General features: G+C 56.7%; 21 protein-coding genes and 1 pseudogene. 17 read left to right on the top strand and 5 right to left on the bottom strand.

What is annotated here, in order from left to right:
• Position 1 precedes the first annotated feature (1 nt).
• The 5 genes from yceG to ptsG all read left to right on the top strand — a co-directional run bounded on the left by yceG (position 2) and on the right by ptsG (position 5192).
• On the top strand, positions 2 to 1024 hold the full coding sequence (gene yceG, locus ACOKCT_RS00890; RefSeq protein ID WP_103179096.1) for a cell division protein YceG: 1023 nt from the start codon (positions 2 to 4) through the stop codon (positions 1022 to 1024).
• Entirely contained in the window at positions 1014 to 1655 is a 642-nt protein-coding gene (tmk, locus tag ACOKCT_RS00885) for a dTMP kinase (protein WP_156654283.1), read from the top strand. Before yceG ends, tmk begins: the two co-directional genes overlap by 11 nt.
• On the top strand, positions 1652 to 2656 hold the full coding sequence (gene holB, locus ACOKCT_RS00880; protein ID WP_159339145.1) for a DNA polymerase III subunit delta': 1005 nt from the start codon (positions 1652 to 1654) through the stop codon (positions 2654 to 2656). The genes tmk and holB overlap by 4 nt, the downstream gene beginning before the upstream one ends.
• A 10-nt stretch (positions 2657 to 2666) precedes the next feature.
• Complete coding sequence (locus ACOKCT_RS00875) at positions 2667 to 3461, top strand: metal-dependent hydrolase (RefSeq protein WP_103179099.1); 795 nt, start codon at positions 2667 to 2669, stop codon at positions 3459 to 3461.
• A gap of 297 nt (positions 3462 to 3758) precedes the next feature.
• Positions 3759 to 5192, top strand: a complete 1434-nt coding sequence (ptsG, locus tag ACOKCT_RS00870; RefSeq protein ID WP_156654285.1) for a PTS glucose transporter subunit IIBC — start codon at positions 3759 to 3761, stop codon at positions 5190 to 5192.
• A 205-nt stretch (positions 5193 to 5397) separates the two neighbouring features.
• Here ptsG and fhuE read toward each other — a convergent pair.
• Positions 5398 to 7586 (bottom strand): annotated as a pseudogene (gene fhuE / locus ACOKCT_RS00865) (ferric-rhodotorulic acid/ferric-coprogen receptor FhuE).
• Between the two features lie 351 nt (positions 7587 to 7937).
• On the opposite strand from fhuE, the gene hinT reads away from it, so the two are divergent.
• The 8 genes from hinT to ACOKCT_RS00825 all read left to right on the top strand — a co-directional run bounded on the left by hinT (position 7938) and on the right by ACOKCT_RS00825 (position 14021).
• Positions 7938 to 8297: a purine nucleoside phosphoramidase gene (gene hinT / locus ACOKCT_RS00860; protein ID WP_139156331.1), complete on the top strand. Its 360-nt coding sequence runs from the start codon at positions 7938 to 7940 to the stop codon at positions 8295 to 8297.
• Position 8298: 1 nt separating this feature from the next.
• Positions 8299 to 8667 carry a YcfL family protein gene (locus tag ACOKCT_RS00855; protein ID WP_103179104.1) on the top strand — a complete coding sequence of 123 codons (369 nt, stop codon included), beginning with the start codon at positions 8299 to 8301 and terminating at the stop codon, positions 8665 to 8667.
• Between the two features lie 10 nt (positions 8668 to 8677).
• Entirely contained in the window at positions 8678 to 9328 is a 651-nt protein-coding gene (gene lpoB, locus ACOKCT_RS00850; RefSeq protein WP_103179105.1) for a penicillin-binding protein activator LpoB, read from the top strand.
• Positions 9309 to 10133: a thiamine kinase gene (thiK, locus tag ACOKCT_RS00845; RefSeq protein WP_420193172.1), complete on the top strand. Its 825-nt coding sequence runs from the start codon at positions 9309 to 9311 to the stop codon at positions 10131 to 10133. Before lpoB ends, thiK begins: the two co-directional genes overlap by 20 nt.
• An 11-nt stretch (positions 10134 to 10144) precedes the next feature.
• A complete protein-coding gene (nagZ, locus tag ACOKCT_RS00840) occupies positions 10145 to 11170 on the top strand; it encodes a beta-N-acetylhexosaminidase (protein ID WP_420193070.1) in 1026 nt (341 codons plus the stop codon).
• A gap of 34 nt (positions 11171 to 11204) precedes the next feature.
• Positions 11205 to 11747, top strand: coding sequence for an alpha/beta hydrolase YcfP (gene ycfP, locus ACOKCT_RS00835; RefSeq protein WP_103179108.1), 543 nt, complete (start codon positions 11205 to 11207; stop codon positions 11745 to 11747).
• Between the two features lie 233 nt (positions 11748 to 11980).
• Positions 11981 to 13285 (top strand): NAD(P)/FAD-dependent oxidoreductase, encoded by a 1305-nt coding sequence (locus ACOKCT_RS00830; protein WP_103179109.1) that lies wholly within the window; start codon positions 11981 to 11983, stop codon positions 13283 to 13285.
• A 196-nt stretch (positions 13286 to 13481) separates the two neighbouring features.
• The gene (locus tag ACOKCT_RS00825; protein WP_103179110.1) at positions 13482 to 14021 is read left to right on the top strand and encodes a glycine zipper 2TM domain-containing protein; all 540 of its coding nucleotides are present in this window, start codon (positions 13482 to 13484) and stop codon (positions 14019 to 14021) included.
• A 489-nt stretch (positions 14022 to 14510) separates the two neighbouring features.
• On the opposite strand, the gene ACOKCT_RS00820 is transcribed toward ACOKCT_RS00825, so the two are convergent.
• Positions 14511 to 15146, bottom strand: a complete 636-nt coding sequence (locus ACOKCT_RS00820) for a TetR/AcrR family transcriptional regulator (protein ID WP_103179111.1) — start codon at positions 15144 to 15146, stop codon at positions 14511 to 14513.
• A 242-nt stretch (positions 15147 to 15388) separates the two neighbouring features.
• Between ACOKCT_RS00820 and bhsA the strand changes: the two genes are divergently transcribed.
• Positions 15389 to 15646 (top strand): multiple stress resistance protein BhsA, encoded by a 258-nt coding sequence (gene bhsA / locus ACOKCT_RS00815; RefSeq protein ID WP_103179112.1) that lies wholly within the window; start codon positions 15389 to 15391, stop codon positions 15644 to 15646.
• 77 nt (positions 15647 to 15723) lie between these two features.
• On the opposite strand, the gene ldtC is transcribed toward bhsA, so the two are convergent.
• The 3 genes from ldtC to ACOKCT_RS00800 form a co-directional block, all read right to left on the bottom strand.
• Complete coding sequence (gene ldtC, locus ACOKCT_RS00810; protein WP_139156332.1) at positions 15724 to 16680, bottom strand: L,D-transpeptidase LdtC; 957 nt, start codon at positions 16678 to 16680, stop codon at positions 15724 to 15726.
• 152 nt (positions 16681 to 16832) lie between these two features.
• Positions 16833 to 20279 (bottom strand): transcription-repair coupling factor, encoded by a 3447-nt coding sequence (mfd, locus tag ACOKCT_RS00805; protein WP_420193069.1) that lies wholly within the window; start codon positions 20277 to 20279, stop codon positions 16833 to 16835.
• A gap of 120 nt (positions 20280 to 20399) precedes the next feature.
• A complete protein-coding gene (locus ACOKCT_RS00800; protein ID WP_159339142.1) occupies positions 20400 to 21473 on the bottom strand; it encodes an acyltransferase family protein in 1074 nt (357 codons plus the stop codon).
• 270 nt (positions 21474 to 21743) lie between these two features.
• Between ACOKCT_RS00800 and lolC the strand changes: the two genes are divergently transcribed.
• The 3 genes from lolC to lolE are packed head-to-tail and all read left to right on the top strand — an operon-like array spanning position 21744 to position 24881.
• On the top strand, positions 21744 to 22943 hold the full coding sequence (gene lolC / locus ACOKCT_RS00795; protein ID WP_103179116.1) for a lipoprotein-releasing ABC transporter permease subunit LolC: 1200 nt from the start codon (positions 21744 to 21746) through the stop codon (positions 22941 to 22943).
• The gene (gene lolD, locus ACOKCT_RS00790; RefSeq protein ID WP_103179117.1) at positions 22936 to 23637 is read left to right on the top strand and encodes a lipoprotein-releasing ABC transporter ATP-binding protein LolD; all 702 of its coding nucleotides are present in this window, start codon (positions 22936 to 22938) and stop codon (positions 23635 to 23637) included. Before lolC ends, lolD begins: the two co-directional genes overlap by 8 nt.
• Positions 23637 to 24881, top strand: coding sequence for a lipoprotein-releasing ABC transporter permease subunit LolE (gene lolE / locus ACOKCT_RS00785; RefSeq protein WP_156654291.1), 1245 nt, complete (start codon positions 23637 to 23639; stop codon positions 24879 to 24881). The genes lolD and lolE overlap by 1 nt, the downstream gene beginning before the upstream one ends.
• Positions 24882 to 24894: the final 13 nt, after the last annotated feature.

Below are 24894 nucleotides of genomic sequence, written 5' to 3'. Positions count from 1 at the left end.
CATGAAGAAAATGTTGCGCTTTATTCTCCTCGTCGTTGTCGTGCTGGGCATTGCCGCTGGCGTGGGGATGTGGAAAGTTCGCCAGCTGGCGGAGAGCAAAATCCTGATCGCCGACGAGACGGTATTTACCCTGAAACCCGGTACCGGACGGCTGGCGCTGGGTGAGCAGCTGTACGGCGACAAGATCATTAACCGCCCGCGGGTATTCCAGTGGTTATTACGCGTGCAGCCGGAGCTGTCGCATTTTAAAGCCGGTACGTACCGCTTTACGCCAGGAATGACTGTGAAGGAGATGCTGGAGCTGCTTGAAAGCGGTAAAGAGGCGCAGTTCCCGCTGCGTTTTGTCGAAGGGATGCGTCTTAGCGACTACCTGAAGCAGCTGCGCGATGCGCCCTACATCAAGCATACGTTGCCGGACGACAGCTATGCCGCCGTCGCCGAGGCCCTGAAATTTGAGCATCCTGACAGGATAGAGGGTTGGTTCTGGCCCGATACCTGGATGTACACCGCGGGCACCACCGATGTAGCACTCTTGCAGCGTGCGCATAAAAAGATGGTTGCAGCCGTGGATAAAGCCTGGGAAGGGCGGATGGAAAACCTGCCGTATAAAGATCAGAACCAGTTCGTGACCATGGCCTCTATCGTCGAGAAAGAGACGGCGGTCGCCAGCGAACGCGATCAGGTGGCCTCTGTGTTTATCAATCGTCTGCGTATCGGTATGCGGCTGCAGACTGACCCTACGGTGATTTACGGGATGGGTGAGAACTACAAGGGCAACATTTCGCGTAAAGATCTCGAAACCCCAACGGATTATAATACCTATGTCATTAGCGGATTACCCCCGGGGCCGATCGCCACGCCGGGTCAGGCATCGCTGAATGCCGCCGCGCATCCGGCCAAAACGCCGTATCTCTATTTCGTCGCTGACGGAAAGGGTGGACATACTTTTAACACCAATCTTGCCGGTCATAATCGTTCGGTCCAGGACTATCTGAAGGCACTTAAGGAAAAAAATGCGCAGTAACTACATCGTCATTGAGGGGCTGGAAGGCGCCGGGAAAACCACCGCACGCGATACGGTCGTCGAGACGCTAAAACAGTGCGGCATCGAAGAGATGATCTTCACCCGCGAACCGGGCGGCACACAGCTGGCGGAAAAACTGCGTAGTCTGGTGCTGGACATTAAATCGGTCGGCGATGAAGTCATTACGGATAAAGCCGAAGTCATGATGTTCTACGCCGCGCGTGTCCAGCTGGTCGAAACCGTCATCAAACCTGCGCTGGCGCGTGGGTGCTGGGTCATCGGCGACCGCCACGATCTCTCCACCCAGGCTTACCAGGGCGGTGGCCGCGGCATTGACCAGACGATGCTCGCCACGCTGCGCGATGCGGTGCTGGGGGATTTCCGCCCGAACCTGACGCTCTATCTCGACGTGACGCCAGAAGTGGGCCTGAAGCGCGCCCGCGCCCGTGGCGAACTGGATCGTATTGAGCAGGAGTCGCTGGACTTCTTCAACCGTACCCGCGCCCGCTATCTTGAGCTGGCCGCGCAGGACAGCACCATCCGCACCATCGACGCCACCCAGCCACTGGAAGCGGTGATGGACGCCATTCGTAAAACGGTCACCGACTGGCTGAAGGAACAACAGGCATGAAATGGTATCCATGGTTGCGCCCGCACTTAGAACAGCTGGTGAACAGCTATCAGTCCGGTCGGGGGCATCATGCGTTACTGATCCAGTCGCTGCCGGGAATGGGCGATGATGCGCTGATCTACGCTATCAGCCGTTTTCTGATGTGCCAGCAACCCCAGGGGCATAAAAGCTGTGGCCAGTGCCGCGGCTGTCAGTTGATGCAGGCGCAGACGCACCCGGATTATTACGCGCTTGAGCCAGAGAAGGGCAAAACGACGCTGGGTATTGATGCGGTTCGCGCGGTCAGCGAGAAGCTCTACGAGCGCGCGCGGCTTGGCGGGGCGAAAGTGGTCTGGGTCAAGGATGCCGCCCAGCTGACCGAAGCTGCGGCCAACGCGCTGTTAAAAACCCTGGAAGAGCCGCCGGAGAATACCTGGTTCCTGATGGCCTGCCGTGAGCCCGGACGGTTGCTGGCGACTCTCCGAAGCCGCTGTCGCTTGCATCATCTCAACGTGCCGCAGGAGGCGTGGGCTATCAGCTGGCTTGCGCGAGAAGTGACAACGTCACAAGAAGCTGCGCTCAGCGCGCTGCGTTTGTGCGGCGGCGCGCCTGCAGCCGCGCTGGCGCTGTTGCAGCCCAACGTCTGGGTACAACGCGAACAGCTTTGCCAGGCGCTTGGGGCTGTACCTGACAGTGGTGACTGGATGAGTCTGCTGCCGGTGCTCAATCATGAACAGGCGCCCGATCGTCTGCACTGGCTGGCGGCATTGTTGCTGGATGCCCTTAAAATTCAGCAGGGGGCGACCTTGATCAGCAATGCCGATGCCTGGCAGCTGGTAAACAGCCTCGCCCGGCGCCTGCCAGGAGTGGCATTACGGGCTATCCTTCATGACGTATGCCAGTGTCGCGAACAATTACTCAGCGTAACGGGGCTGAATCGGGAGCTTGTGCTGACCGACCTGTTACTCACTATCGAGCATTACCTGCAACCGGGCACAACGCTGCCTGTATCCCATCTCTGAGAGAGACATTATGTTTTTAGTCGACTCACACTGCCATCTTGATGGCCTGGATTATCAATCCCTGCATAAAAACGTCGATGACGTGCTGGAAAAAGCCGCAGCCCGCGATGTGAAATTTTGTCTGGCGGTCGCCACGACGTTACCGGGCTACCGCACCATGCGTGAGCTGGTGGGCGTGCGCGACAATGTCGTTTTCTCCTGCGGCGTGCATCCGCTGAACCAGGATGAGGCCTATGACGTCGAGGATTTACGCCGTCTGGCGGCGGAAGAGGGCGTCGTCGCGATGGGTGAAACCGGGCTGGACTATTTTTACACTCCGGAAACGAAAGCCCGTCAGCAGGAATCATTCCGCGATCATATCCGTATTGGCCGGGAGCTGAACAAGCCAGTGATTGTCCACACCCGCGATGCCCGTGCCGATACGCTGGCGATCCTGTCAGAAGAAAAGGTGACGGATTGTGGTGGCGTACTACACTGTTTCACTGAAGACAGAGAAACAGCGGGCAAACTGCTGGATTTGGGTTTTTATATCTCGTTTTCCGGGATCGTGACGTTCCGTAACGCAGAGCAGCTTCGCGACGCTGCGCGATACGTCCCGCTCGATCGCCTGCTGGTGGAGACAGATTCCCCTTATCTGGCACCGGTACCGCACCGCGGTAAAGAGAACCAACCCGCGATGGTACGGGATGTGGCCGAGTATATGGCCGTTTTGAAAGGCGTCGATGTTGAAGAACTGGCACGCATTACCACTCATAACTTCGCCAGTCTGTTTCACATTGACCCCTCCCGCCTGCAATCAGTATGATTCGTCAGTTTTTTTTGGGCTCGTAATTAATAGCTAAAGCGAGTAAAGTTCACCGCCCAAACAGGGGCGGTGAATGCGTTTCTGGTAACATTTAGACATCTATTTTGTAAAAATCTGAAAGTTTTTCAGGTAACGAACGCTGAAACGTGATAGCCGTCAAACAAAGATCCGCAGATTTATTTTACTCTGCGTAATAAATAAAGGGCGCTTAGATGTCCTGTCCACGGCACGGTTCTCCCCCCGGGCCAATGCGTGAAAACGTAAAAAAAGCACAAATACTCAGGAGCACTCTCAATTATGTTTAAGAATGCATTTGCTAACCTGCAGAAGGTCGGTAAATCGCTGATGCTGCCGGTATCCGTACTGCCTATCGCAGGTATTCTGCTGGGCGTCGGTTCTGCAAACTTCAGCTGGCTGCCAGCCGTAGTTTCTCATGTGATGGCGGAAGCAGGCGGTTCTGTTTTTGCTAATATGCCACTGATCTTCGCCATCGGCGTTGCGCTTGGCTTCACCAATAACGACGGCGTATCTGCGCTGGCCTCTGTCGTTGCCTACGGCATCATGGTTAAAACCATGGCTGTGGTTGCACCTCTGGTGCTGCACTTACCACCGGAAGAGATCGCTGCTAAACACCTGGCTGACACCGGGGTTCTGGGCGGTATCATCTCGGGTGCTATTGCGGCGTATATGTTTAACCGCTTCTATCGCATCAAGCTCCCTGAGTATCTGGGCTTCTTTGCCGGTAAGCGTTTTGTTCCAATCATCTCTGGCCTGGCGGCGATCTTCACGGGTGTGATCCTCTCCTTCATCTGGCCACCGATTGGTTCCGCTATCCAGACCTTCTCTCAGTGGGCGGCTTACCAGAACCCGGTTGTGGCGTTTGGTATCTACGGCTTCATCGAGCGTTGCCTGGTGCCGTTTGGTCTGCACCACATCTGGAACGTTCCTTTCCAGATGCAGATCGGCGAATTCACCAACGCTGCGGGTCAGGTCTTCCACGGCGATATCCCACGCTACATGGCAGGCGACCCAACCGCAGGCAAACTGTCTGGCGGCTTCCTGTTCAAAATGTACGGCCTGCCGGCTGCTGCGATTGCAATCTGGCACTCTGCTAAACCAGAGAACCGTGCAAAAGTGGGCGGTATCATGATCTCCGCAGCGCTGACCTCGTTCCTGACCGGTATCACCGAGCCGATCGAGTTCTCCTTCATGTTCGTTGCGCCGATCCTGTACATTATCCACGCGATTCTGGCTGGCCTGGCGTTCCCAATCTGTATCCTGCTGGGTATGCGTGACGGTACTTCCTTCTCGCACGGTCTGATCGACTTTATCGTCCTGTCCGGTAACAGCAGCAAACTGTGGCTGTTCCCAATCGTTGGTGCGGGCTACGCGGTGCTGTACTACACCATCTTCCGTGTGCTGATCAAAGCGCTGGACCTGAAAACACCAGGTCGTGAAGATGCAACAGAAGACAGCAAAGCGGGTGCGACCAGCGAAATGGCTCCGGCACTGGTTGCAGCCTTCGGCGGTAAAGAGAACATCACTAACCTGGACGCATGTATCACTCGTCTGCGTGTTAGCGTTGCCGATGTTGCGAAAGTTGACCAGCCGGGTCTGAAAAAACTGGGCGCAGCTGGCGTAGTTGTTGCAGGTTCCGGTGTACAGGCTATCTTCGGTACTAAATCCGATAACCTGAAAACCGAAATGGATGAGTACATCCGCAGCAACTAAGTTGTGACCTGGGGAGACTAAGGCAGCCGAATGGCTGCCTTTTTTATATCTGTAGTTTGTGGCATGCCGGGTGGCGCTACACTTACCCGGCCTACAAAGGCAACAACCGCACGAACCGTAGGCCGGGTAAGGCGCAGCCGCCACCCGGCGAACAGCGCGCACAAAAAAGGGAGCCATTTGGCTCCCTTAGACGCTGCATGCTTTATCAGAACTGATAGCTTGCGGTCAGGCTCACGTTACGCGGTTCGCCATAGACAATTTCGCCCTCAATGTTAGTGTCGTATGTCTTATCAAAGAGGTTATTCACATTACCCTGCAGGGAGAAGTTCTTTGTGACCTGATAACGGGTAAAGAGATCCACCAGCGCATAGCTGCCCTGCGATGCACGCCAGGTGCCATAAGGGGTGTCCTGATAGGTGTAGACGCTGTTTTGCCAGTTAACGCCGCCGCCAACGGTCAGCTCAGGCATCGCCGGCAGGCGGTAGCTGGTGAAGAGTTTCACCGTGGTCCGCGGCAGTTGCGGGTTTACCGCCTTGCCATCGTTATCTTCCGCCACGTAACGCGTTGCGCCAAAGGTCATCTGCCAGTTATCGGTCAGCGCGCCGTTGATTTCAAACTCCACGCCTTTACTCACGGTACCGTCTACGCTCTCGTAAGCTGTATCCGTTGATCCCTGAATCGTCCGGCCGGTGCTTTGGCCCAGATTATCCTGCTCAATGCGGAAGACAGAGAGCGTGGTGGTCAGACGGCTGTTCATCCAGTCAGATTTCAGGCCCGCTTCGTAGTTATTCCCGGTGATCGGATCAAGATACTTGCCCGAGCTGTCGCGGTAGTTCTGCGGCTGGAAGATAGAGGTATAGCTGGCGTAGGCTGACCAGTTGTCATTGATGTCGTAGACCAGACCGGCATAAGGGGTGGTATGGTTCTTCTCCATGCCGTAGGTCAGGGTTTCAATGCTCCAGTTGGTATAACGGGCGCCAAGAATTAAATGCAGAGGATCGGCCAGGGAAATGCGCGTCGCGGCGTACAGCGATTTCATATTCGTGGTGTCATCCTGGGCCAGCGACTGCGATCCCCAGTTGGTTTCCGGGAAGTAACCGTTGTAGTCGTAGAAACTGCCGAACTCCTCCGGGTAGACGTTGGCCCACGAGTTAGTGTAGCGGTTCGTCTGACGGCTGAAGCTGCCGCCGATCATCATGGTGTGCTGGCGACCCAATAGCTCGTAGCCGCCGTCAGCGAAGAGATCCACTGCGTCTACTTTACGCTTGCCGCTGTTCCAGCCGGTGCCGCCAATGTAGCCGTAGTCCGGACCGTAGTTCACGTAAGGGCCTTCCAGCATACCGGTGCTTTTATTGACGTAAGCATCGAGATACATCGCTTTACTGTCGAATTTCGCCTCGGTATGGGTCGCATTCAACGTGGCCTGCCAGTTGTCGGCAAAGCGCTGCTTCAGCGTGAAGAAGACCTTGTTGAACTCTTTGTCGTTGTAAGCCCAGTCAGGTGAGGTGCTGTGCGCGCGATCGTAATGTCTGACGCTGCCATCGGTGTTCCAGCGCGGCAAACCACCCCACGTCTGGTTATTGATGTCGATACGCTGGTATTCGTAGCCTGCCGACAGTGAAGTGCTGGTGGCCAGGTCCGCGTCCAGGATCCCGGAGAAGAAGGTGCGCTTCTGATTGTAGTTGTCGAGCCAGGAGTCGCTGTCCTGATAACCCGCCACAATACGCGCCCGTAGGTTGCCATCTTCCGTCAGTGGACTTTGCATGTCCATCACGTAACGTTGCTTGTTCCAGCTGCCGTACTCTGCAGACAGGTTGCCTTTAAATTCACGGCTGTGGCATGCTTGCGCACCATATTGATGGCCGCCGACGGGTTACCCGTCCCGGTCATCAGCCCGGTGGCGCCGCGCACGACTTCGACGCGTTCAAACAGCGCCATATCTGACTGGGAATCACCCAGATTCCAGCGCGACTCAAAATAGGTTGGGATGCCATCGACCATGTAGTTGTCGATTTCGAAACCACGGGAGTAATAGTTGCTGCGATCGGAGTCAGTCGTGCTTTTGCTGATCCCCATCGTGCTGTCCATCACTTCGCCCAGGGTCTGAAGCTGCTGGTCTTCCATACGTTGTTCGCTGACGATGGTGACCGACTGCGGGATGTCACGTTGGATCATCTGCATTTTGGTGCCCACGGACGTGGCTTTTACGCTGTAGTCCTGGCTGTCATCAGCGGAGGCGTCCGACTGAGAAGAACCATCAACAATGACGGTATCTTCGGTGGAGGCGGCGAAAGCGGTGGTTGGCATCAATGCCATAGCAATGCAGGCTGCCAGCAACGAAGGTGTTGCGACAGACCGGGATTGCCCTTCCCTGGATTGAATGGTGAAAGACATCATTAAACCCTTATGAACGGTGAATGGTGTGCATCAGTCCCGTATCGACGGACTGAAATCATTTTTCTAGGTATAAATTGCGCATGAAAATGCAAATGCGAAATATACGCATTCGATTTATCACTGTAAACAGATGTTGCGGCGGTAAGTGAAATAATGTTTCAGAGCGGGTGGAGGGGAGGTGGTTACTCCGCGAGCAAATCGGGCCGCACACGCAAAGAATTCGTGGGATAAGGTTGAAAGGACAGGAGAAAGTCGCTCATACTCTTTAGTCTTGCCACAAAATATTGCGCCTGCACCGGGCGGGTTGTTTCCGGGCTCGTCGCCAGACTAATGAATAAGGAAAACCTCATGGCTGAAGAAACCATTTTCAGTAAAATTGTCCGCCGCGAGATCCCGGCAGATATCATCTATCAGGATGAACTGGTTACCGCTTTTCGCGACATCTCCCCCCAGGCGCCTACGCACATCCTCATTATTCCTAATATTCTGATTCCGACGGTTAATGACGTGAAAACTGAGCATGAACTGGCATTAGGCCGTATGCTGACAGTAGCAGCGAAAATTGCTGAGCAGGAAGGCATTGCCGAGGACGGTTACCGTTTGATCATGAACTGCAACCGCCACGGTGGTCAGGAAGTTTATCACATTCATATGCATCTGCTGGGCGGTCGTCCGCTGGGCCCGATGCTGGCGCATAAAGGTCTTTAAGATGCAAAGAGGATGGATGGCGGCGCTGGTGATAGCGTTGGCGGGATGCAGTTCGCAACCGTCGATTCCCGTTAATGACGATCAAACGCTGGTTATGGAGTCATCGGTGCTGGCGGCAGGGATTACCGCCGATCAGCCTTCGCTGTCGGTCAGCGAAATTCAACCGTCCGCCTCCTCTGTGCTGTTCAATGAAAGAGATGCGCCAGTTACCGTACACTACCGTTTTTTCTGGTATGACGCCCGCGGCCTGGAAATGCATCCACTTGAGGCGCCGCGCAGCGTAACCATTCCGGCAAAATCGTCGGTTAAGCTATATGGCAGCGCAAATTATCTGGGTGCGCATAAGGTCAGACTTTATTTATATCTCTGAGGGGTGAATTTTGATTAAACAGATCGGTCGTTACGCGCTTGTCACGGCTTTTGCACTGTTCCTGTCGGGCTGTATTAGCCGCACTGAGCAACCACCAGCACCGGTGGAAGAGGTCAAACCGGGCGTCGAGCAGCCGGTTCAGCCAACCCAGCCGGTTCCTGTTGTTCCTACCGTGCCGAGCGTTCCCGCGCAGCCTGGTCCGATAGAGCATCAGGAAGAGCCCGCCCAGCCTGCACCGCGTGAACGTCACTACGACTGGAACGGCGCAATGCAGCCTATGGTCGGTAAGATGCTCCAGGCGCAGGGCGTTAACGCAGGCAGCGTGCTGCTGGTGGACAGCGTCAACAACCGCACTAACGGCAGCCTGAATGCTGGTGAGGCGACCGAAACGCTGCGTAATGCGCTGGCCAATAACGGCAAATTTACGCTGGTGTCTGCGCAGCAGCTTGCTGTCGCCAAGCAGCAGTTGGGCCTTTCCCCGCAGGACAGCCTGGGCTCACGCAGTAAAGCCATCGGCATTGCCCGTAACGTGGGCGCGCAGTATGTGCTTTACTCCAGCGCAACCGGCAACGTCAATTCCCCGGCGCTGCAAATGCAGCTGATGCTGGTTCAGACAGGTGAGATTATCTGGTCGGGTAAAGGTGCAGTTCAGCAACAGTAACCTGACGCGCGACACGCTGCTGTCGCGCTATTTTCCGCAGTTTCGCATCGTCGCGCCGCCGTCCCATACCGGGTTGAGCGGCGCGAGCTGCATTATTGAGCATGCTGCGCGTCGTCTGGTGCTACGCCAGCGTCATGATGCCCTGGCAACGCCTGCTCATTTTCGCCGTCAGTACCATGCCCTGCGCCATCTTCCCGCCGACATTGCTCCTCAGCCGCACTTTTACAGTCCGGGCTGGATATCGGTGGACTATCTGGCGGGGGAGGTCAAAACCAGGTTGCCCGCTGCACCCGCACTGGCCTGGATGCTGTATCATCTCCATCAACAGCCCGTGTTTGGCTGGCGTATCACCCTGATGCCGCTACTGGAGCAGTACTGGCTCCAGGCCTCGCCCACCCGGCGCACGCCGCTATGGCTGCGATGGCACAAACGTCTGCAAAAACGGGGGGAGCCGCGCCCACTGCGGCTGGCGCCGCTGCACATGGACGTTCATGCCGGTAATATCGTGCATACGGATGCCGGTATCCGGCTGCTGGACTGGGAGTACGCGGGTGACGGAGATGTGGCCCTGGAGCTGGCAAGCGTCTGGACGGACAGTGACGCAGAGCGTCAGCAGCTGCTCGCCGCTTACGCCCATGCTGCTCAGCTTGACCTGACGCCGCTGCAACGCCAGGTGAAGCGCTGGCGTCCCTGGGTACTGATGCTGATGGCAGGCTGGTTTGAGCTACGCTGGCAGCAATCACAAGATAAACAATTTATGACGCTGGCCGATGAGATCTGGCGCCAGTTAGAAACAACAGAATAAGAGAGGTTCGTGTGGGTCCGGTCATGTTGGATGTAGAAGGTTATGAGCTGGATGCGGAGGAGCGCGAAATTCTGGCGCACCCGCTGGTAGGCGGCTTGATCCTGTTTACGCGTAATTATCACGATCCGGCGCAGCTGCGCGAGCTGGTTCGCCAGATCCGGGAGGCCTCCCGTCACCGGCTGGTGGTGGCGGTGGATCAGGAGGGAGGCCGCGTGCAGCGATTCCGCGACGGCTTTACCCGTCTGCCCGCTGCCCAGTCGTTAGCCGCGCTGCTCGGGCTGGAAGAGGGGGGCAAGCTGGCGCAGGAGGCGGGCTGGCTGATGGCAAGCGAGATGATCGCCATGGATATTGATATCAGCTTTGCCCCGGTGCTGGACGTCGGCCATATCAGCGCCGCCATCGGTGAGCGTGCATACCATGACGAACCGCAGAAGGCGCTGCAAATGGCGACCCGCTTTATCGACGGCATGCACGAAGCCGGGATGAAAACCACGGGGAAACACTTTCCGGGTCATGGCGCCGTTACGGCAGATTCCCACAAAGAAACCCCGCGTGACCCACGGCCACAGGCGGAGATCCGCGCCAGGGATATGTCGATTTTTAAATCGCTTATCAGCAACAATAAGCTTGATGCCATCATGCCCGCGCACGTGATCTATGCCGACGTCGATCCGCGTCCGGCCAGCGGCTCGCCGCACTGGCTAAAAACCGTCCTGCGCCAGGAACTCGGTTTTAATGGCGTGATTTTTTCCGACGATCTGTCGATGGAAGGGGCGGCGATCATGGGGAGCTACGCTGAACGCGGTCAGGCATCGCTGGATGCAGGTTGCGATATGATCCTGGTCTGCAATAATCGTAAAGGCGCAGTGAGCGTGTTAGATAACCTGTCGCCGATCAAGGCTGAACGTGTTACACAATTGTATCATAAAGGTTCTTTTAGCCGTCAGGAACTGCGGGATTCAGCACGCTGGAAAGCCGTCAATGCTCAACTTGAAGCGCTTCATGAGCGCTGGGAAGCGCATAAAGCGGGGCAATGATCCCTCCTGACAAGCGTAGTGTGACGAGGATACGATGATCATCTATTTGCACGGTTTTGATTCGAACAGTCCCGGGAATCACGAGAAGGTCCTGCAACTGCAGTTTATCGATCCGGATGTGCGGCTGATTAGCTACAGTACGCGCCATCCGAAACATGATATGCAGCATCTGCTGAAAGAAGTGGACAAGATGCTGCAGCTGAACGTTGACGAGCGCCCGTTGATCTGTGGTGTCGGTCTGGGAGGCTACTGGGCGGAGCGCATAGGGTTCTTGTGTGATATCCGCCAGGTGGTGTTCAACCCTAACCTGTTCCCGAACGAGAACATGGAAGGCAAGATCGACCGGCCGGAAGAGTATGTTGATATCGCCACCAAGTGCGTGAGCAACTTTCGCGAGAAGAACCGCGATCGCTGTCTGGTGATCCTCTCCCGCAACGATGAGGCGCTGAACAGCCCGCGAGCCGCGGAGCTGCTGCACCACTACTACGAAATTGTCTGGGATGAAGAGCAGACCCACAAGTTCAAAAATATCGCCCCTCATCTGCAGCGGATCAAAGCGTTCAAGACTTTAGGATAAGGCTCATTTTTTCAACTAAGCCCGGCCACGCAGGTGAGCCGGGCTTTCTTTTTGCTAAGCTTGGGTGAATTTTAAGCGGCAAAACTTGATGCATATCAATTTTGGTATGACCAATGCACCGAACATGTTATTCTCATGTCCATTGAACGGTTTCAGCGATGTAACCTGTTGTTAATTAAAGGTTATTTTCATAACTTTTAGTTAACAATTGGTTAATAATTTAGGGGGTCACGTTGACTACGCCATTGAAAAAGATAGTGATTGTGGGTGGTGGTGCTGGCGGTCTGGAACTGGCTACGCAGCTGGGTAAGAAGCTCGGACGCGGTAAAAAAGCCAAAGTTACGCTTGTCGATCGCAACCACAGCCACCTGTGGAAACCGCTGCTGCATGAAGTGGCGACCGGTTCTCTGGATGAGGGCGTTGACGCCCTGAGCTATCTGGCGCATGCACGCAACCACGGTTTCCAGTTCCAGCTGGGCTCGGTGATGGATATCAACCGTGAAAGCAAAACCATTACCCTGGCAGAGCTGCGCGATGAGAAGGGCGAGCTGCTGGTGCCGGAGCGCAAGCTGGCGTACGACACCCTGGTGATGGCGCTGGGCAGTACCTCCAACGACTTTAACACGCCGGGCGTGAAAGAGAACTGCATCTTCCTGGATAACCCGCATCAGGCGCGTCGTTTCCATCAGGAGATGCTGAACCTGTTCCTGAAGTATTCCAATAACCTCGGCGCAAGCGGCAAGGTGAATATCGCTATCGTCGGCGGTGGCGCGACGGGCGTTGAGCTCTCTGCGGAGCTGCACAACGCGGTGAAACAGCTGCACAGCTATGGCTACAAAGGCTTAACCAACGACGCGCTGAACGTGACGCTGGTGGAAGCGGGCGAACGTATTCTGCCTGCGCTGCCGCCGCGTATCTCCGGCGCGGCGCACAACGAGCTGACCAAACTGGGCGTGCGTGTTCTGACTCAGACGATGGTCACCAGTGCCGATGAACAGGGTCTGAACACCAAAGATGGCGAACATATCAAAGCCGATCTGATGGTCTGGGCGGCAGGCATTAAAGCCCCTGATTTCATGAAAGAGATCGGCGGACTGGAGACCAACCGCATTAACCAGCTGGTGGTGGAGCCGACGCTGCAAACCACCCGCGACCCGGATATCTTTGCCATTGGCGACTGCGCCTCCTGTGCCCGTCCGGAAGGTGGGTTCGTGCCACCGCGCGCCCAGGCCGCACACCAGATGGCCAGCCTGGCGCTGCACAATATTCTGGCGCAGGCGAAGGGCAAGCCTCTGAAGAACTATGTCTATAAAGATCATGGTTCACTGGTGTCGCTCTCGAACTTCTCCACCGTCGGTAGCCTGATGGGTAACCTGATGCGCGGTTCGATGATGGTAGAAGGACGTATTGCCCGCTTCGTCTACATTTCGCTGTACCGTATGCACCAGATTGCGCTGCACGGCTATTTCAAAACCGGGCTGATGATGCTGGTAGGTAGCATCAACCGCGTCATCCGACCGCGACTTAAGCTGCACTAACGGCTTTGCCCCTTCGCTCTCGCGAAGGGGCTTTTTCAGCATATCGTTCTGTAAATCGCCCTCACAGGGTCTAAGAGTCCTCCTAAACCGGCTCATTTTGCGCTTGTTCCCACATTTTTAATCCTTTCTCTGATTTGCCTGCACACACCTTTAGTCGCAGAATTGTTACCAATAGCAATACAAAGGAGAACGTCACATGAATAAATCCATGGTGGCAGGTATAGGGATTGGCGTGGTCGCCGCATTAGGTGTGGCGGCAGTTGCCAGTCTTAATGTTTTTGATCGTGGCCCACAATATGCGCAGGTGGTTTCGGCTACGCCTATTAAAGAGACGGTGAAAACACCGCGTCAGGAGTGCCGCAATGTGACCGTAACGCATCGCCGTCCTGTACAGGATGAAAACCGCATTGCCGGTTCTGTACTGGGTGCGGTGGCCGGTGGGGTGATTGGTCATCAGTTTGGCGGCGGACGGGGTAAAGATGTCGCGACGGTCGTGGGCGCACTGGGTGGCGGTTACGCGGGGAACCAGGCGCAGGGTGCCCTGCAGGAGCGTGATACCTACACCACCACCGAGCAGCGCTGTAAGACGGTCTATGACAAGTCAGAAAAAATGCTCGGCTACGATGTAACCTACAAAATTGGCGATCAGCAGGGCAAGATCCGTATGGATAAAGATCCCGGCACGCAGATCCCCCTTAATGGCGACGGCCAGCTGGTACTGAATAACAAAGCATAAAAAAATCTGTTCTCTGCATTTAGCTCCCCATTCGCTCAGGCTGGGGAGCTTTTTTTGCGCATAAAAAAGACCTTAACAGCGGGGCGACTTGCGCCAGAAGTAAGGTCTTTCCTGGAGATGCTGCTGGGTGACGGGGTCAAAGGTCGAATTCATTATACTGGCGCAGTAACATAAATCCCGTTATCAGGACGGAAAGAAAAGCAAATAAAACTGACCCACCACATAAAACCCAGAGACCGAATAACAATGTAATGCCTATTAACACCTTAAAAAAAGGTAACAGCAAAACCATTATATTCTCCTTCTGAATGTGAATAGCCAGAACGCCTTCACCATAACTAATGCAACTAATCATTAGTACATCAATAATCACTGGTTAAGCATAGCAAGCGGTGAAGCCGTGGTGATAGTTTTTAACTATCTTTCTACGAAGTATAGCGGAAGCTGCGGCGAGAAAAGGGGGAGCAGGGCGGCAGGCCGCCCTGAAAATCAGACTTTCAGCAGTTCAGGCCATAACCGCAGGGTTATCTGGGTGACAGTCAGCAGTTTTTCCAGGCTAGCCCCTTCGCGGGCACTGATGGACATACCCTGCAAAATGCAGCTCAGATATTGGGCAAGTTTCTTCGGATCGCACTGCGCCGGGATCTCACCGCGCTGCTGACGCTGCTGTAAAAACTGGCACAGCGTCTCTTCCTGCATGGCATGGCGAGATTTAACCGTATGGGCAATCTCTTCAGAAGAGGCTGCAAGCGTGGCCGACGTGTTAATCATAAAACATCCCGCAGGGGTCTCTTTGCTGGTAAAGCAGGTCGCCACCGCGGTGAAATAGTCTTCCAGCGCCCGTTCAACGGGCTTCTCCTCGCAAAACAGCTGCGCTTCATGGCGGGCGGCAAAACGGCTGATATAGCGATCCAGCACCGCCCGGAACAGCCCCTCTTTATTGGTAAATTCTGCATACAGCGTAGGCGCTTTCGCCCCCGTCGCGGCAACCAGGTCAGTCAGTGATGTGGCTTCATACCCATGCTGCCAGAACAGCGTCATGGCCTTGTCCAGCGCCGCTTCCCTGTCGAACACTTTTGGTCGGCCACGGCTTTTCTTTTCGCAACGCGTGTCATCGGTTGTCATGAGCCGTTGTACCTCTGTTGGATTGTTGAACGACCATTATAAAAATAATCCCTTTCCGCAGCCAGCGCCGCATGAATAAAAATTTATTCATCATATCAATATGAATTTAAACGCTTTTAAAATTATTTTAATGATCGTTATAAAAATAAATTGACGTGTGATGTAGATCACATCTATCATTTTGTTATCGATCGTTAAGTTAATGCTTACGACATCCCGTTCACTTGCAAAAGGTCCTTATCATGAAAAACGTAAAAACAATCATCGCCGCTGCAGTACTCAGCTCACTCTCATTTGCCAGCTTCGCTGCGGTTGAAGTTCAGTCTACCCCTGCCGATCAACAAAAGGTGGGCACCATCTCTGCGAACGCCGGGACTAACCTGAGCTCTCTTGAAAGCCAGTTAGCGCAAAAAGCGGATGAAATGGGGGCGAAATCTTTCCGTATTACTTCTGTAACCGGCCCGAACACCCTGCACGGTACTGCAGTGATCTACAAATAAGCATGGCTTAACCCTCATTAATGCCACTGCGAAAAAAAACGCTCTGCCTGTGCAGAGCGTTTTTTTATCTGTTAAGGCTACAGCGCCTGGGTAGCGGGGTGAGGCGTCACATCTACCGGCATACCCGAACGCGCTTCCATGGCGCGCTCCATAACGACCTCGTCAGCGCTGGCTTTAAAGCCCTGCTGCGCAGCATTCAGGACAATCGGTAGGGTCTGGGGATCGTCATTCAGCGCTTTCGACAGCGGCTGATGTACCTCCACCAGGCGCACGCCGCCAGGCTCTTCTGACACCTTAATCGGCGTGTTCATGATATTCACTTTGGTACCGGGCTGGACCACACGGAACAACGTCTCGATGTCATTGTCCCGCAGGCGAATACAGCCGGAGCTGACGCGCATGCCGATGCCAAAATCGGCGTTAGTGCCGTGCAGCAGATAGACCCCACCGTAGGCCGCCAGGCGAATGGCGTGATGACCCATCGGGTTATCCGGTCCGGCGGGAACCACCGCTGGCAGATCGATACCCTGGGCTTTATAGCGGGCGCGGATGTTGGCGGTTGGGGTCCAGGTCGGATTGGCGCGTTTGTCCGACACCGTAGTGACCATGGTTGGCGTCAGGGTATCGCCCCCCAGCTGACCAATACCGATGGGGTAAACCGTGACCTCGTTTTTACCCGGCGGATAATAGTAGAGCCGCAGTTCAGCCAGGTTGATCACAATCCCTTCCCGCGGGGCATCGGGGAGGAGGGTCTGAAGCGGGATGGTCAGAACACTGCCTGCACGGGGGACGTAGGGATCGACGCCCGGGTTAGCCTGCAGCAGCGCCAGGAAACCGACGTTATATTTTTTGGCAATCGCCTCCAGCGAACCACCATCGTTTTCCACCACATGAAAACGATTTTCGCCCACCAGCCGACTACCCGCCGGGGGCAGGGGCCAGGTATTCGCCTGGGCGGGCAGGGCAAGCGCTACGGTCGCGAGGAGCGCAACCACCGATATCCAACGGGTAAAACGCGACGTTTTTATCATCACCAGAATCCATAGCAATAAAGATTATTATTATCTGAACGTTAATTGATAATTATGGCGAATGAGTGTGTCGGGAAGTCCAGGGGGATTGCAAAGAGTTGTAAATTGCGCAGGGAAAATCATGCCGGGCAACCCGATGGTAGCCCGGCACAGGGTCAGGCTACGGCATTCTCTTCAAGCTGACGCATAAAGTTACGTACCCAGTCCATGCGGGTTTTGCGCTCCGCCAGATCCTGGGTGAATTTCAGGCGCGTTGGTCCATCGAGCCGGAAGTGCTGGGGCTGTTTTTGCAGCAGGCCGATCAGCCACATCGGATCGACGTGGTTCTTCTCGGCAAACTCAATCATGCCGCCTTTTTCATTCCCCTCCAGCTTGCGGATCCCGAGCTTCTGCGCCTGCTGGCGTAAACGGGCGATATCCAGCAGGTTACGCGCTGCATCCGGCAGCAGGCCAAAGCGGTCAATCAGCTCCACTTTTATCTCTTCCAGACTGGCTTCGTCTTTGGCGCTGGCGATGCGTTTGTAGAACGACAGGCGGGTGTTAACGTCCGGGATAAAATCATCCGGCAGCAGGGACGGCATCCGCAGTTCCACTTCCGTTTGCTGGCTGGTGAGATCTTCCAGCGACGGCTCGCGCCCCGCCTTCAGGGCATCGACGGCGTTTTCCAGCAGCTCCATGTAGAGCGAGAAACCGATGGTTTCCATCGAGCCGCTCTGATCTTCCCCAAGCAGTTCGCCCGCGCCGCGGATCTCCAGGTCGTGAGTGGCCAGCGCAAAACCGGCGCCCAGATCTTCCAGCGAGGCGATGGCTTCGAGACGCTTCTGCGCATCGGGGGTCATCGCTTTCGGGTGTGGGGTCATCAGCCAGGCATAGGCCTGATGGTGCGAACGTCCGACACGGCCACGCAGCTGGTGGAGCTGGGCCAGGCCGAAGTGATCCGCTCGCTCAATAATGATGGTATTGGCGGTAGGAATATCGATACCGGTTTCGATGATGGTGGTGCAGACCAGCACGTTAAAGCGCTGGTGATGGAAATCGTTCATCACCCGTTCCAGCTCGCGCTCGCGCATCTGCCCGTGGCCGATGGCAATACGCGCTTCCGGCACCAGCTCCGCCAGACGGTCCGCCGCTTTCTGGATATTCTCGACATCGTTGTAGAGATAATAAACCTGGCCGCCGCGCAGCACTTCACGCAGGATCGCCTCGCGCACCACCAGGTTATCGTACTCACGGACAAAGGTCTTCACCGCCAGACGGCGGGCAGGCGGCGTGGCGATAATCGACAGATCGCGCATGCCGCTCATCGCCATATTTAACGTGCGCGGGATCGGCGTGGCGGTGAGGGTCAGGATATCGACATCGGCGCGCATCGCTTTGATGCGCTCCTTGTGGCGCACGCCGAAGCGGTGCTCTTCGTCGACAATCAAGAGCCCCAGATCTTTCCACTTCACGTCACTCTGCAGCAGTTTATGGGTACCGATCAGAATGTCGATCTTGCCCTCGCTTGCCTGCTCCAGGATCTGCGCCTGCTCTTTGGCGCTGCGAAAACGCGACATCATCTCGATGCGCACCGGCCAGTTGGCAAAGCGGTCGCGGAAGTTGTCGTAGTGCTGCTGTGCCAGCAGGGTGGTGGGCACCAGCACCGCCACCTGCTTGTTATTCTCCACCGCCAGGAAGGTGGCGCGCATCGCCACTTCGGTTTTACCGAAGCCCACATCGCCGCAGACCAGACGATCCATCGCCAGCGGCTGACACATGTCGCTCAGCACGGCGTTAATTGCCTGGGCCTGATCCGGGGTGGTTTCAAACGGGAAGCTGTCGCAGAAGAGCTGATACTGCTCTTTATCATGCTTGAAGGCGTAGCCCGCCTTCGCCGCGCGCTGGGCGTAGATATCCAGCAGCTCCGCGGCTACGTCGCGCACTTTCTCCGCCGCTTTTTGCCGCGCCCGCGCCCACGCATCGCCGCCGAGCTTGTGCAGCGGGGCATTCTCTTCCGCACCGCCCGCGTAGCGACTGATCAGGTGCAGGGACGACACCGGCACATAGAGTTTGGCGTCGTTGGCGTACAGCAGCATCAGGTATTCACCCTTGATGCCGCCCGCTTCCAGGGTGGTCATCCCGGCGTAACGGCCTACGCCATGCTCCAGATGGACAATCGGCTGGCCGGGATGCAGTTCCGCCAGGTTGCGGATCAGCGTGTCCGGGTTGATGGTGCGGCGGCTGTCCTGACGGCGGCGCGCCACGCGCTCACCCAGCAGATCGCTTTCGCAGATCAGCGCCAGATTATTGAGCGTATCAATAAATCCATGTTCGGCGGCGCCGATCATCAGGTAGCGTCCGTTGCCGCTGGCGTCGTCCAGGCGCAGGATCCGCTTCGGTGCGACCTTAATGCGGCCAAGCAGCTCGCCCAGCGCCTCACGGCGCCCTTCGCTTTCCACAGAGAAGATCACCGTGCCGGTAAAGGATTCGAGGAACTTACGCAGGTTATCCAGCGGCGATTTGTTCTGCGCCTGCACCGCAAGATCCGGCAGCGGCTGGTAGGCCAGGTTGGTATTGGCAGCTTTCTCCGGCAGGCTGTCGGTTTTGAGCTGCATGCGCGGCCAGCGTTTCAGCTCGCTGAACAGCTCATCGGTGCGCAGCCACAGCAGCTCGGGCTCCAGCAGCGGGCGCATCGGATCAACCCCCCGGTTTTCAAAGCGGGCGCGAGTTTCACTCTCGAAACGGCTGGCGCTGGTCTCCAGATCGCCGGTGTTGAGCACCAGCGTGTTGGCCGGGAAATAGCTGAACAGGGCTGGCAGCGGCTCGCTGAAGAACAGCGGCTGCCAGTATTCGATCCCTGACGGCAGGGTGCCTTTGCTCACCTGCTGGTAGATATGTTCGGCGTCGCGCTTGACGTCAAACTTATCGCGCCACTGGCTGCGGAAGAGCTCAATAGCGGTTTTGTCGGTCGGGAATTCGTGGGCCGGCAGCAGGTTGATGGCCTCCACTTCCTCCAGCGTGCGCTGGGTATCGGCATCAAACAGGCGCAGGCTGTCGATTTCGTCGTCGAAAAAGTCCAGACGATAAGGTTGTTCACTGCCCATAGGGTAGAGGTCGAGCAGCGCGCCGCGGGTGGCGTACTCCCCGTGCTCCATGACCTGATCGACATGGCGATAGCCCGCGCTGTCGAGCTGCACGCGCAGGCCGTCCCTCGAGAGGCGCTGGCCTTTTTTCATCACCAGCGCGTGGCCGTGCAGATAGCTGTGCGGGCAGACGCGCTGCATCAGGGTATTGACCGGCACAATCAGCACGCCGCGCTGCATGGAGGGCAGCTGATACAGCGTGGAGAGGCGCGAGGAGATGATCTCCTGGTGCGGCGAGAAGCTGTCGTAAGGCAGCGTCTCCCAGTCGGCAAGGCTGGTGACCAGCTGATCGGTGAACTGGCGGATCTCATCATGCAGACGCAGGGCGTTTTGCATGTCCGGCGCGACCAGTACCACCGGGCCCTGATGACGCTCTGCAATTTCCGCCACCAGCGTGGCGCAGGCTGCCCCGGTCAGTTCACCTAACTGGCGTTGGTCGCCCGCTTTGACGGGCAGGGAAAAACGATTTTGTTCAGGCATGGCTTTGTCAGGATCTCGTATGGGCATATCACTGATACACAATGTCTTTATTATCCTTGATCGTTTTACATTAGCAAACCGTAACCGCACGCAGCGCAAAGCCCCCCTCTCACAGGCGCGCTAGCGTGTCGCCTGAACCAGCGTCAGCCGGGCGGGTGGGGTAAAGAAAATATCACCGGCCAGCGCGCGGGAGAGGTTACGCGCCCCCAGCCCCACCAGGGTGCAGATCAGCAGGCTGGCAAACGGGTAGAAGAGCACCAGCGTCAGCTCTGCCCACACCGGCCAGGTACCGCCATTCAACTGGTGGATCATTAACAGGCTGACCCCTTCGATCAGAATGCGGTGGGTGGTATAAATCGCAATGGTATTGGAGCCAACCACGTTCAGCACATTGTCAGGGCCCACGGCGAAGCGCTGCTCCAGGCGGTAGAACAGGGCCATAATCAGCAGGATCGACAGCAGCGACAGCGGCAGGGGAACCCCGACGAACCACAGCACGACGGAGACCGCCCCGAACGCCGCTACCGCCAGCGCGTCACGGCGCCACACCCGGCTTTGCATCCACGCCATCAGCTGCACGCCGTACCAGGCCCCGAGGCTGTAATAGATCATATTACGCACCACGCTGTTCATCCCCCACCACGGCAGCGGCATAAAGTTGATGGCGATGCTGGCGAGCGCCAGCAGCACGACCAGCGGCGTCCGCCAGCGGCTCAGCAGCTTGCAGAGCGTAAAATAGACCACCAGAGCGTAGAGATACCACAGGCTGGTGCTGGCAGTGAGCATGCCGGTGATAAAGCCGCTTAACGAGTCGGCATAGGCGGCGTTCGACGCGGTATTGAGATCCCGCTCCGGCGCCAGCCACGCATTGAGATGGGTCAACGCCTGCCACTGTAATACTCCCCACAGCGCCAGCACCCAGATAATGCTCCAGAGCCGTTTGTCCAGGCAGGTTTTCCAGTCGACCTCGTCAATGTAGCGCCGGACCAGATACCCCGAAATAAAGAAGAACACCGGCATGCGGAACGGGGCGAGATAGAGATTGAACGTTACCCAACATTTGGCGAGCAGCACCGAAAGGGGAGCATGCAGCGCCTCGAGATGGGGATAAAAGGTGATCACCGAGTGGTAAATCACCACCAGGCAGATGCAGAGTCCTTTTATCTGGTTAATCCATAGTGCTTTTTGTTTCATCGCGTTCCGGGTCCTGTTATTACCTTAATCGAGCGGGTAAGTGTGTTGCGCGGCGGGCGGGATGTAATGGGTAAGAGTCTGTATCCGGATGTTTTTCAGAAAAGCTGCAAACACCTGCGCGGGGCAGGTCGTCTTACGAAAGGGGGTATTACGCTGATTTACCGCGCTTTTTCAGACAAATGATAAGCAAAGCTTACGGTTTCAGTCATTTACCCTTAGCGGATTCGCTTATATACTCGTGGGTCTGCTATCAGCAAACAGACGGATTTCATGTACCAACCTGTCGCACTATTCATAGGCTTACGTTATATGCGTGGGCGCGCCGCGGACCGCTTCGGTCGCTTCGTCTCCTGGCTTTCTACCATTGGCATTACGCTTGGCGTGATGGCGCTGGTGACGGTTCTCTCCGTCATGAACGGCTTTGAGCGCGAGCTGCAAAATAACATTCTGGGGCTGATGCCGCAGGCGATCCTCTCATCCAGCAGCGGGTCGGTGAATCCGCAGCAGCTGCCACAAAGCGCCGTCAAGCTCCAGGGCGTAAGCCGCGTGGCGCCGATCACCTCCGGTGACGTGGTGCTACAGAGCGCCCGCAGCGTGGCGGTCGGAGTGATGCTCGGCATCGACCCGGCGCAAAAGGATCCCCTGACGCCGTTTCTGGTTAACGTCAAACAGAGCGATCTGGCTCCCGGCCAGTACAACGTCATTCTCGGCGAACAGCTTGCCGGACAGCTGGGGGTCAATCGCGGCGATCAGCTACGGGTGATGGTGCCGTCTGCCAGCCAGTTTACCCCGATGGGGCGGCTCCCGAGCCAGCGCCTGTTTAATGTGATCGGCACCTTCGCCGCCAACAGCGAAGTGGACGGCTATCAGATGCTGGTCAATATCCAGGACGCGTCGCGCCTGATGCGTTACCCGCTCGGCAATATCACCGGCTGGCGTCTGTGGCTCAACGAGCCGCTGAAGGTCGATGTGTTAAGCCAGCAAACCCTGCCGGAAGGCACCCAATGGCAGGACTGGCGCGAACGTAAGGGCGAGCTGTTTCAGGCCGTGCGGATGGAAAAAAACATGATGGGCCTGCTCCTGAGCCTGATTGTGGCGGTTGCCGCCTTTAACATCATTACCTCGCTGGGCCTGATGGTGATGGAGAAGCAGGGCGAAGTGGCGATCCTGCAAACCCAGGGGCTGACGCCGCGGCAGATCATGGCGGTCTTTATGGTGCAGGGCGCCAGCGCCGGGATTGTCGGCGCGCTGCTCGGCGCGTTGCTCGGTACGCTGCTTGCCAGCCAGCTCAATAATTTAATGCCGATTATCGGCGCGCTGCTCGACGGCGCGGCACTGCCGGTGGCCATTGAGCCGCTGCAGGTAGTGGGCATTGCGCTGGCTGCGATGGCCGTTGCCTTACTCTCCACGCTTTATCCTTCATGGCGCGCTGCCGCCACCCAACCCGCTGAGGCTTTACGTTATGAATAAGATCCTGTTGCAATGCGACAACCTGTGCAAACGCTATCAGGAAGGCACGGTGCAGACGGATGTCCTGCACAATGTCAGCTTCAGCGTCGGGGAAGGGGAGATGATGGCGATCGTCGGCACCTCCGGCTCCGGGAAAAGTACCCTGCTGCACCTGCTTGGCGGGCTGGATACGCCGACCTCCGGCGATGTGGTCTTCTCCGGCACGCCGCTGAGTTCGATGTCTTCGAGCGCGAAGGCCGATCTGCGTAACCGCGAGCTGGGCTTTATCTATCAGTTCCACCACCTGCTGCCGGACTTTACGGCGCTGGAAAACGTGGCGATGCCGCTGCTGATCGGCAAAAAGAAACCGGCTGAAATCAACGCCCGCGCCAGCGATATGCTGAAAGCGGTCGGGCTGGGCCACCGCGGTAATCATCGGCCATCCGAGCTCTCCGGCGGCGAGCGCCAGCGTGTGGCGATTGCCCGTGCGCTGGTAAATAATCCGCGCCTGGTGCTGGCGGATGAACCGACCGGTAACCTGGATGCCCGCAACGCCGACAGCATCTTCCAGCTTCTCGGCGAACTGAATGCCTCCCAGGGCACCGCCTTCCTGGTGGTGACGCACGATTTGCAGCTGGCAAAACGCATGTCCCGCCAGCTGGAGATGCGTGACGGTCGCCTGAATACCGAACTGACCCTGATGGGGGCAGATTGATGGCTTCACCGTTATCGTTACTCATCGGCCTGCGTTTTAGCCGGGGTCGCCGCCGCAGTGGCATGGTGTCGCTCATCTCGGTCATCTCCACCGTCGGTATCGCGCTGGGCGTGGCGGTACTGATTGTTGGCCTCAGCGCCATGAACGGCTTTGAGCGTGAGCTGAACAACCGCATTCTGGCAGTCGTGCCGCACGGCGAAATTGAGCCGGTTAACCAGCCGTGGAATAACTGGAACGACGCCCTGAATAAAGTGGAAAAGGTGCCGGGCATTGCCGCGGCTGCGCCCTATATCAATTTCACCGGGCTGGTGGAGAGCGGCGCAAACCTGCGCGCTATCCAGGTGAAAGGGGTGAACCCGCGCCAGGAAGAGAAGCTCAGCGCGCTGCCACAGTTTATCCAGAAAGAGGCCTGGGCCAATTTTAAAGCTGGCGATCAGCAGATTATCCTCGGTAAGGGGGTGGCCGACGCGCTGAAAGTGAAGCAGGGCGACTGGGTGTCGATCATGATCCCGAACGCCAGCGCCGATCATAAGCTGCAGCAGCCGAAGCGCGTGCGTCTGCACGTGACCGGTATTTTGCAGCTAAGCGGTCAGCTCGATCACAGCTTTGCCATGGTGCCGCTGGAAGATGCGCGCCAGTATCTCGATATGGGCAGCAGCGTCACCGGGATCGCCATCAAGGTTAACGACGTCTTCAACGCCAACAAACTGGTGCGCGACGCCGGGGAAGTGACCGACAGCTATGTCTACATCAAGAGCTGGATCGGCACTTACGGGTATATGTATCGTGATATCCAGATGATCCGCGCCATTATGTACCTGGCGATGGTGCTGGTGATCGGCGTGGCCTGCTTTAACATCGTCTCCACGCTGGTGATGGCGGTGAAAGACAAGAGCGGCGACATCGCGGTGCTGCGCACCCTCGGCGCAAAAGATGGTCTTATTCGTGCCATCTTCGTCTGGTATGGTCTGCTGGCGGGGCTGCTGGGCAGCCTGTGCGGTGTGGTTATCGGCGTGGTGGTTTCATTGCAGCTGACGCCGATTATCAACGGTCTTGAGGCCCTGATCGGGCATCAGTTCCTGTCGGGCGATATCTATTTTATTGACTTCCTGCCGTCTGAATTACACTGGCTGGATGTTTTTTATGTGCTGGTTACAGCACTTTTACTGAGTCTGCTGGCAAGCTGGTATCCGGCGCGTCGCGCAAGCCGAATTGATCCGGCGAGGGTATTAAGTGGCCAGTAATTACGTCATGATC

It is taken from the genome of Leclercia sp. M-A074-M (genome assembly GCF_965195605.1).
GTDB lineage: Bacteria > Pseudomonadota > Gammaproteobacteria > Enterobacterales > Enterobacteriaceae > Enterobacter.
This window is presented reverse-complemented; position numbering and strand designations above follow the sequence as displayed.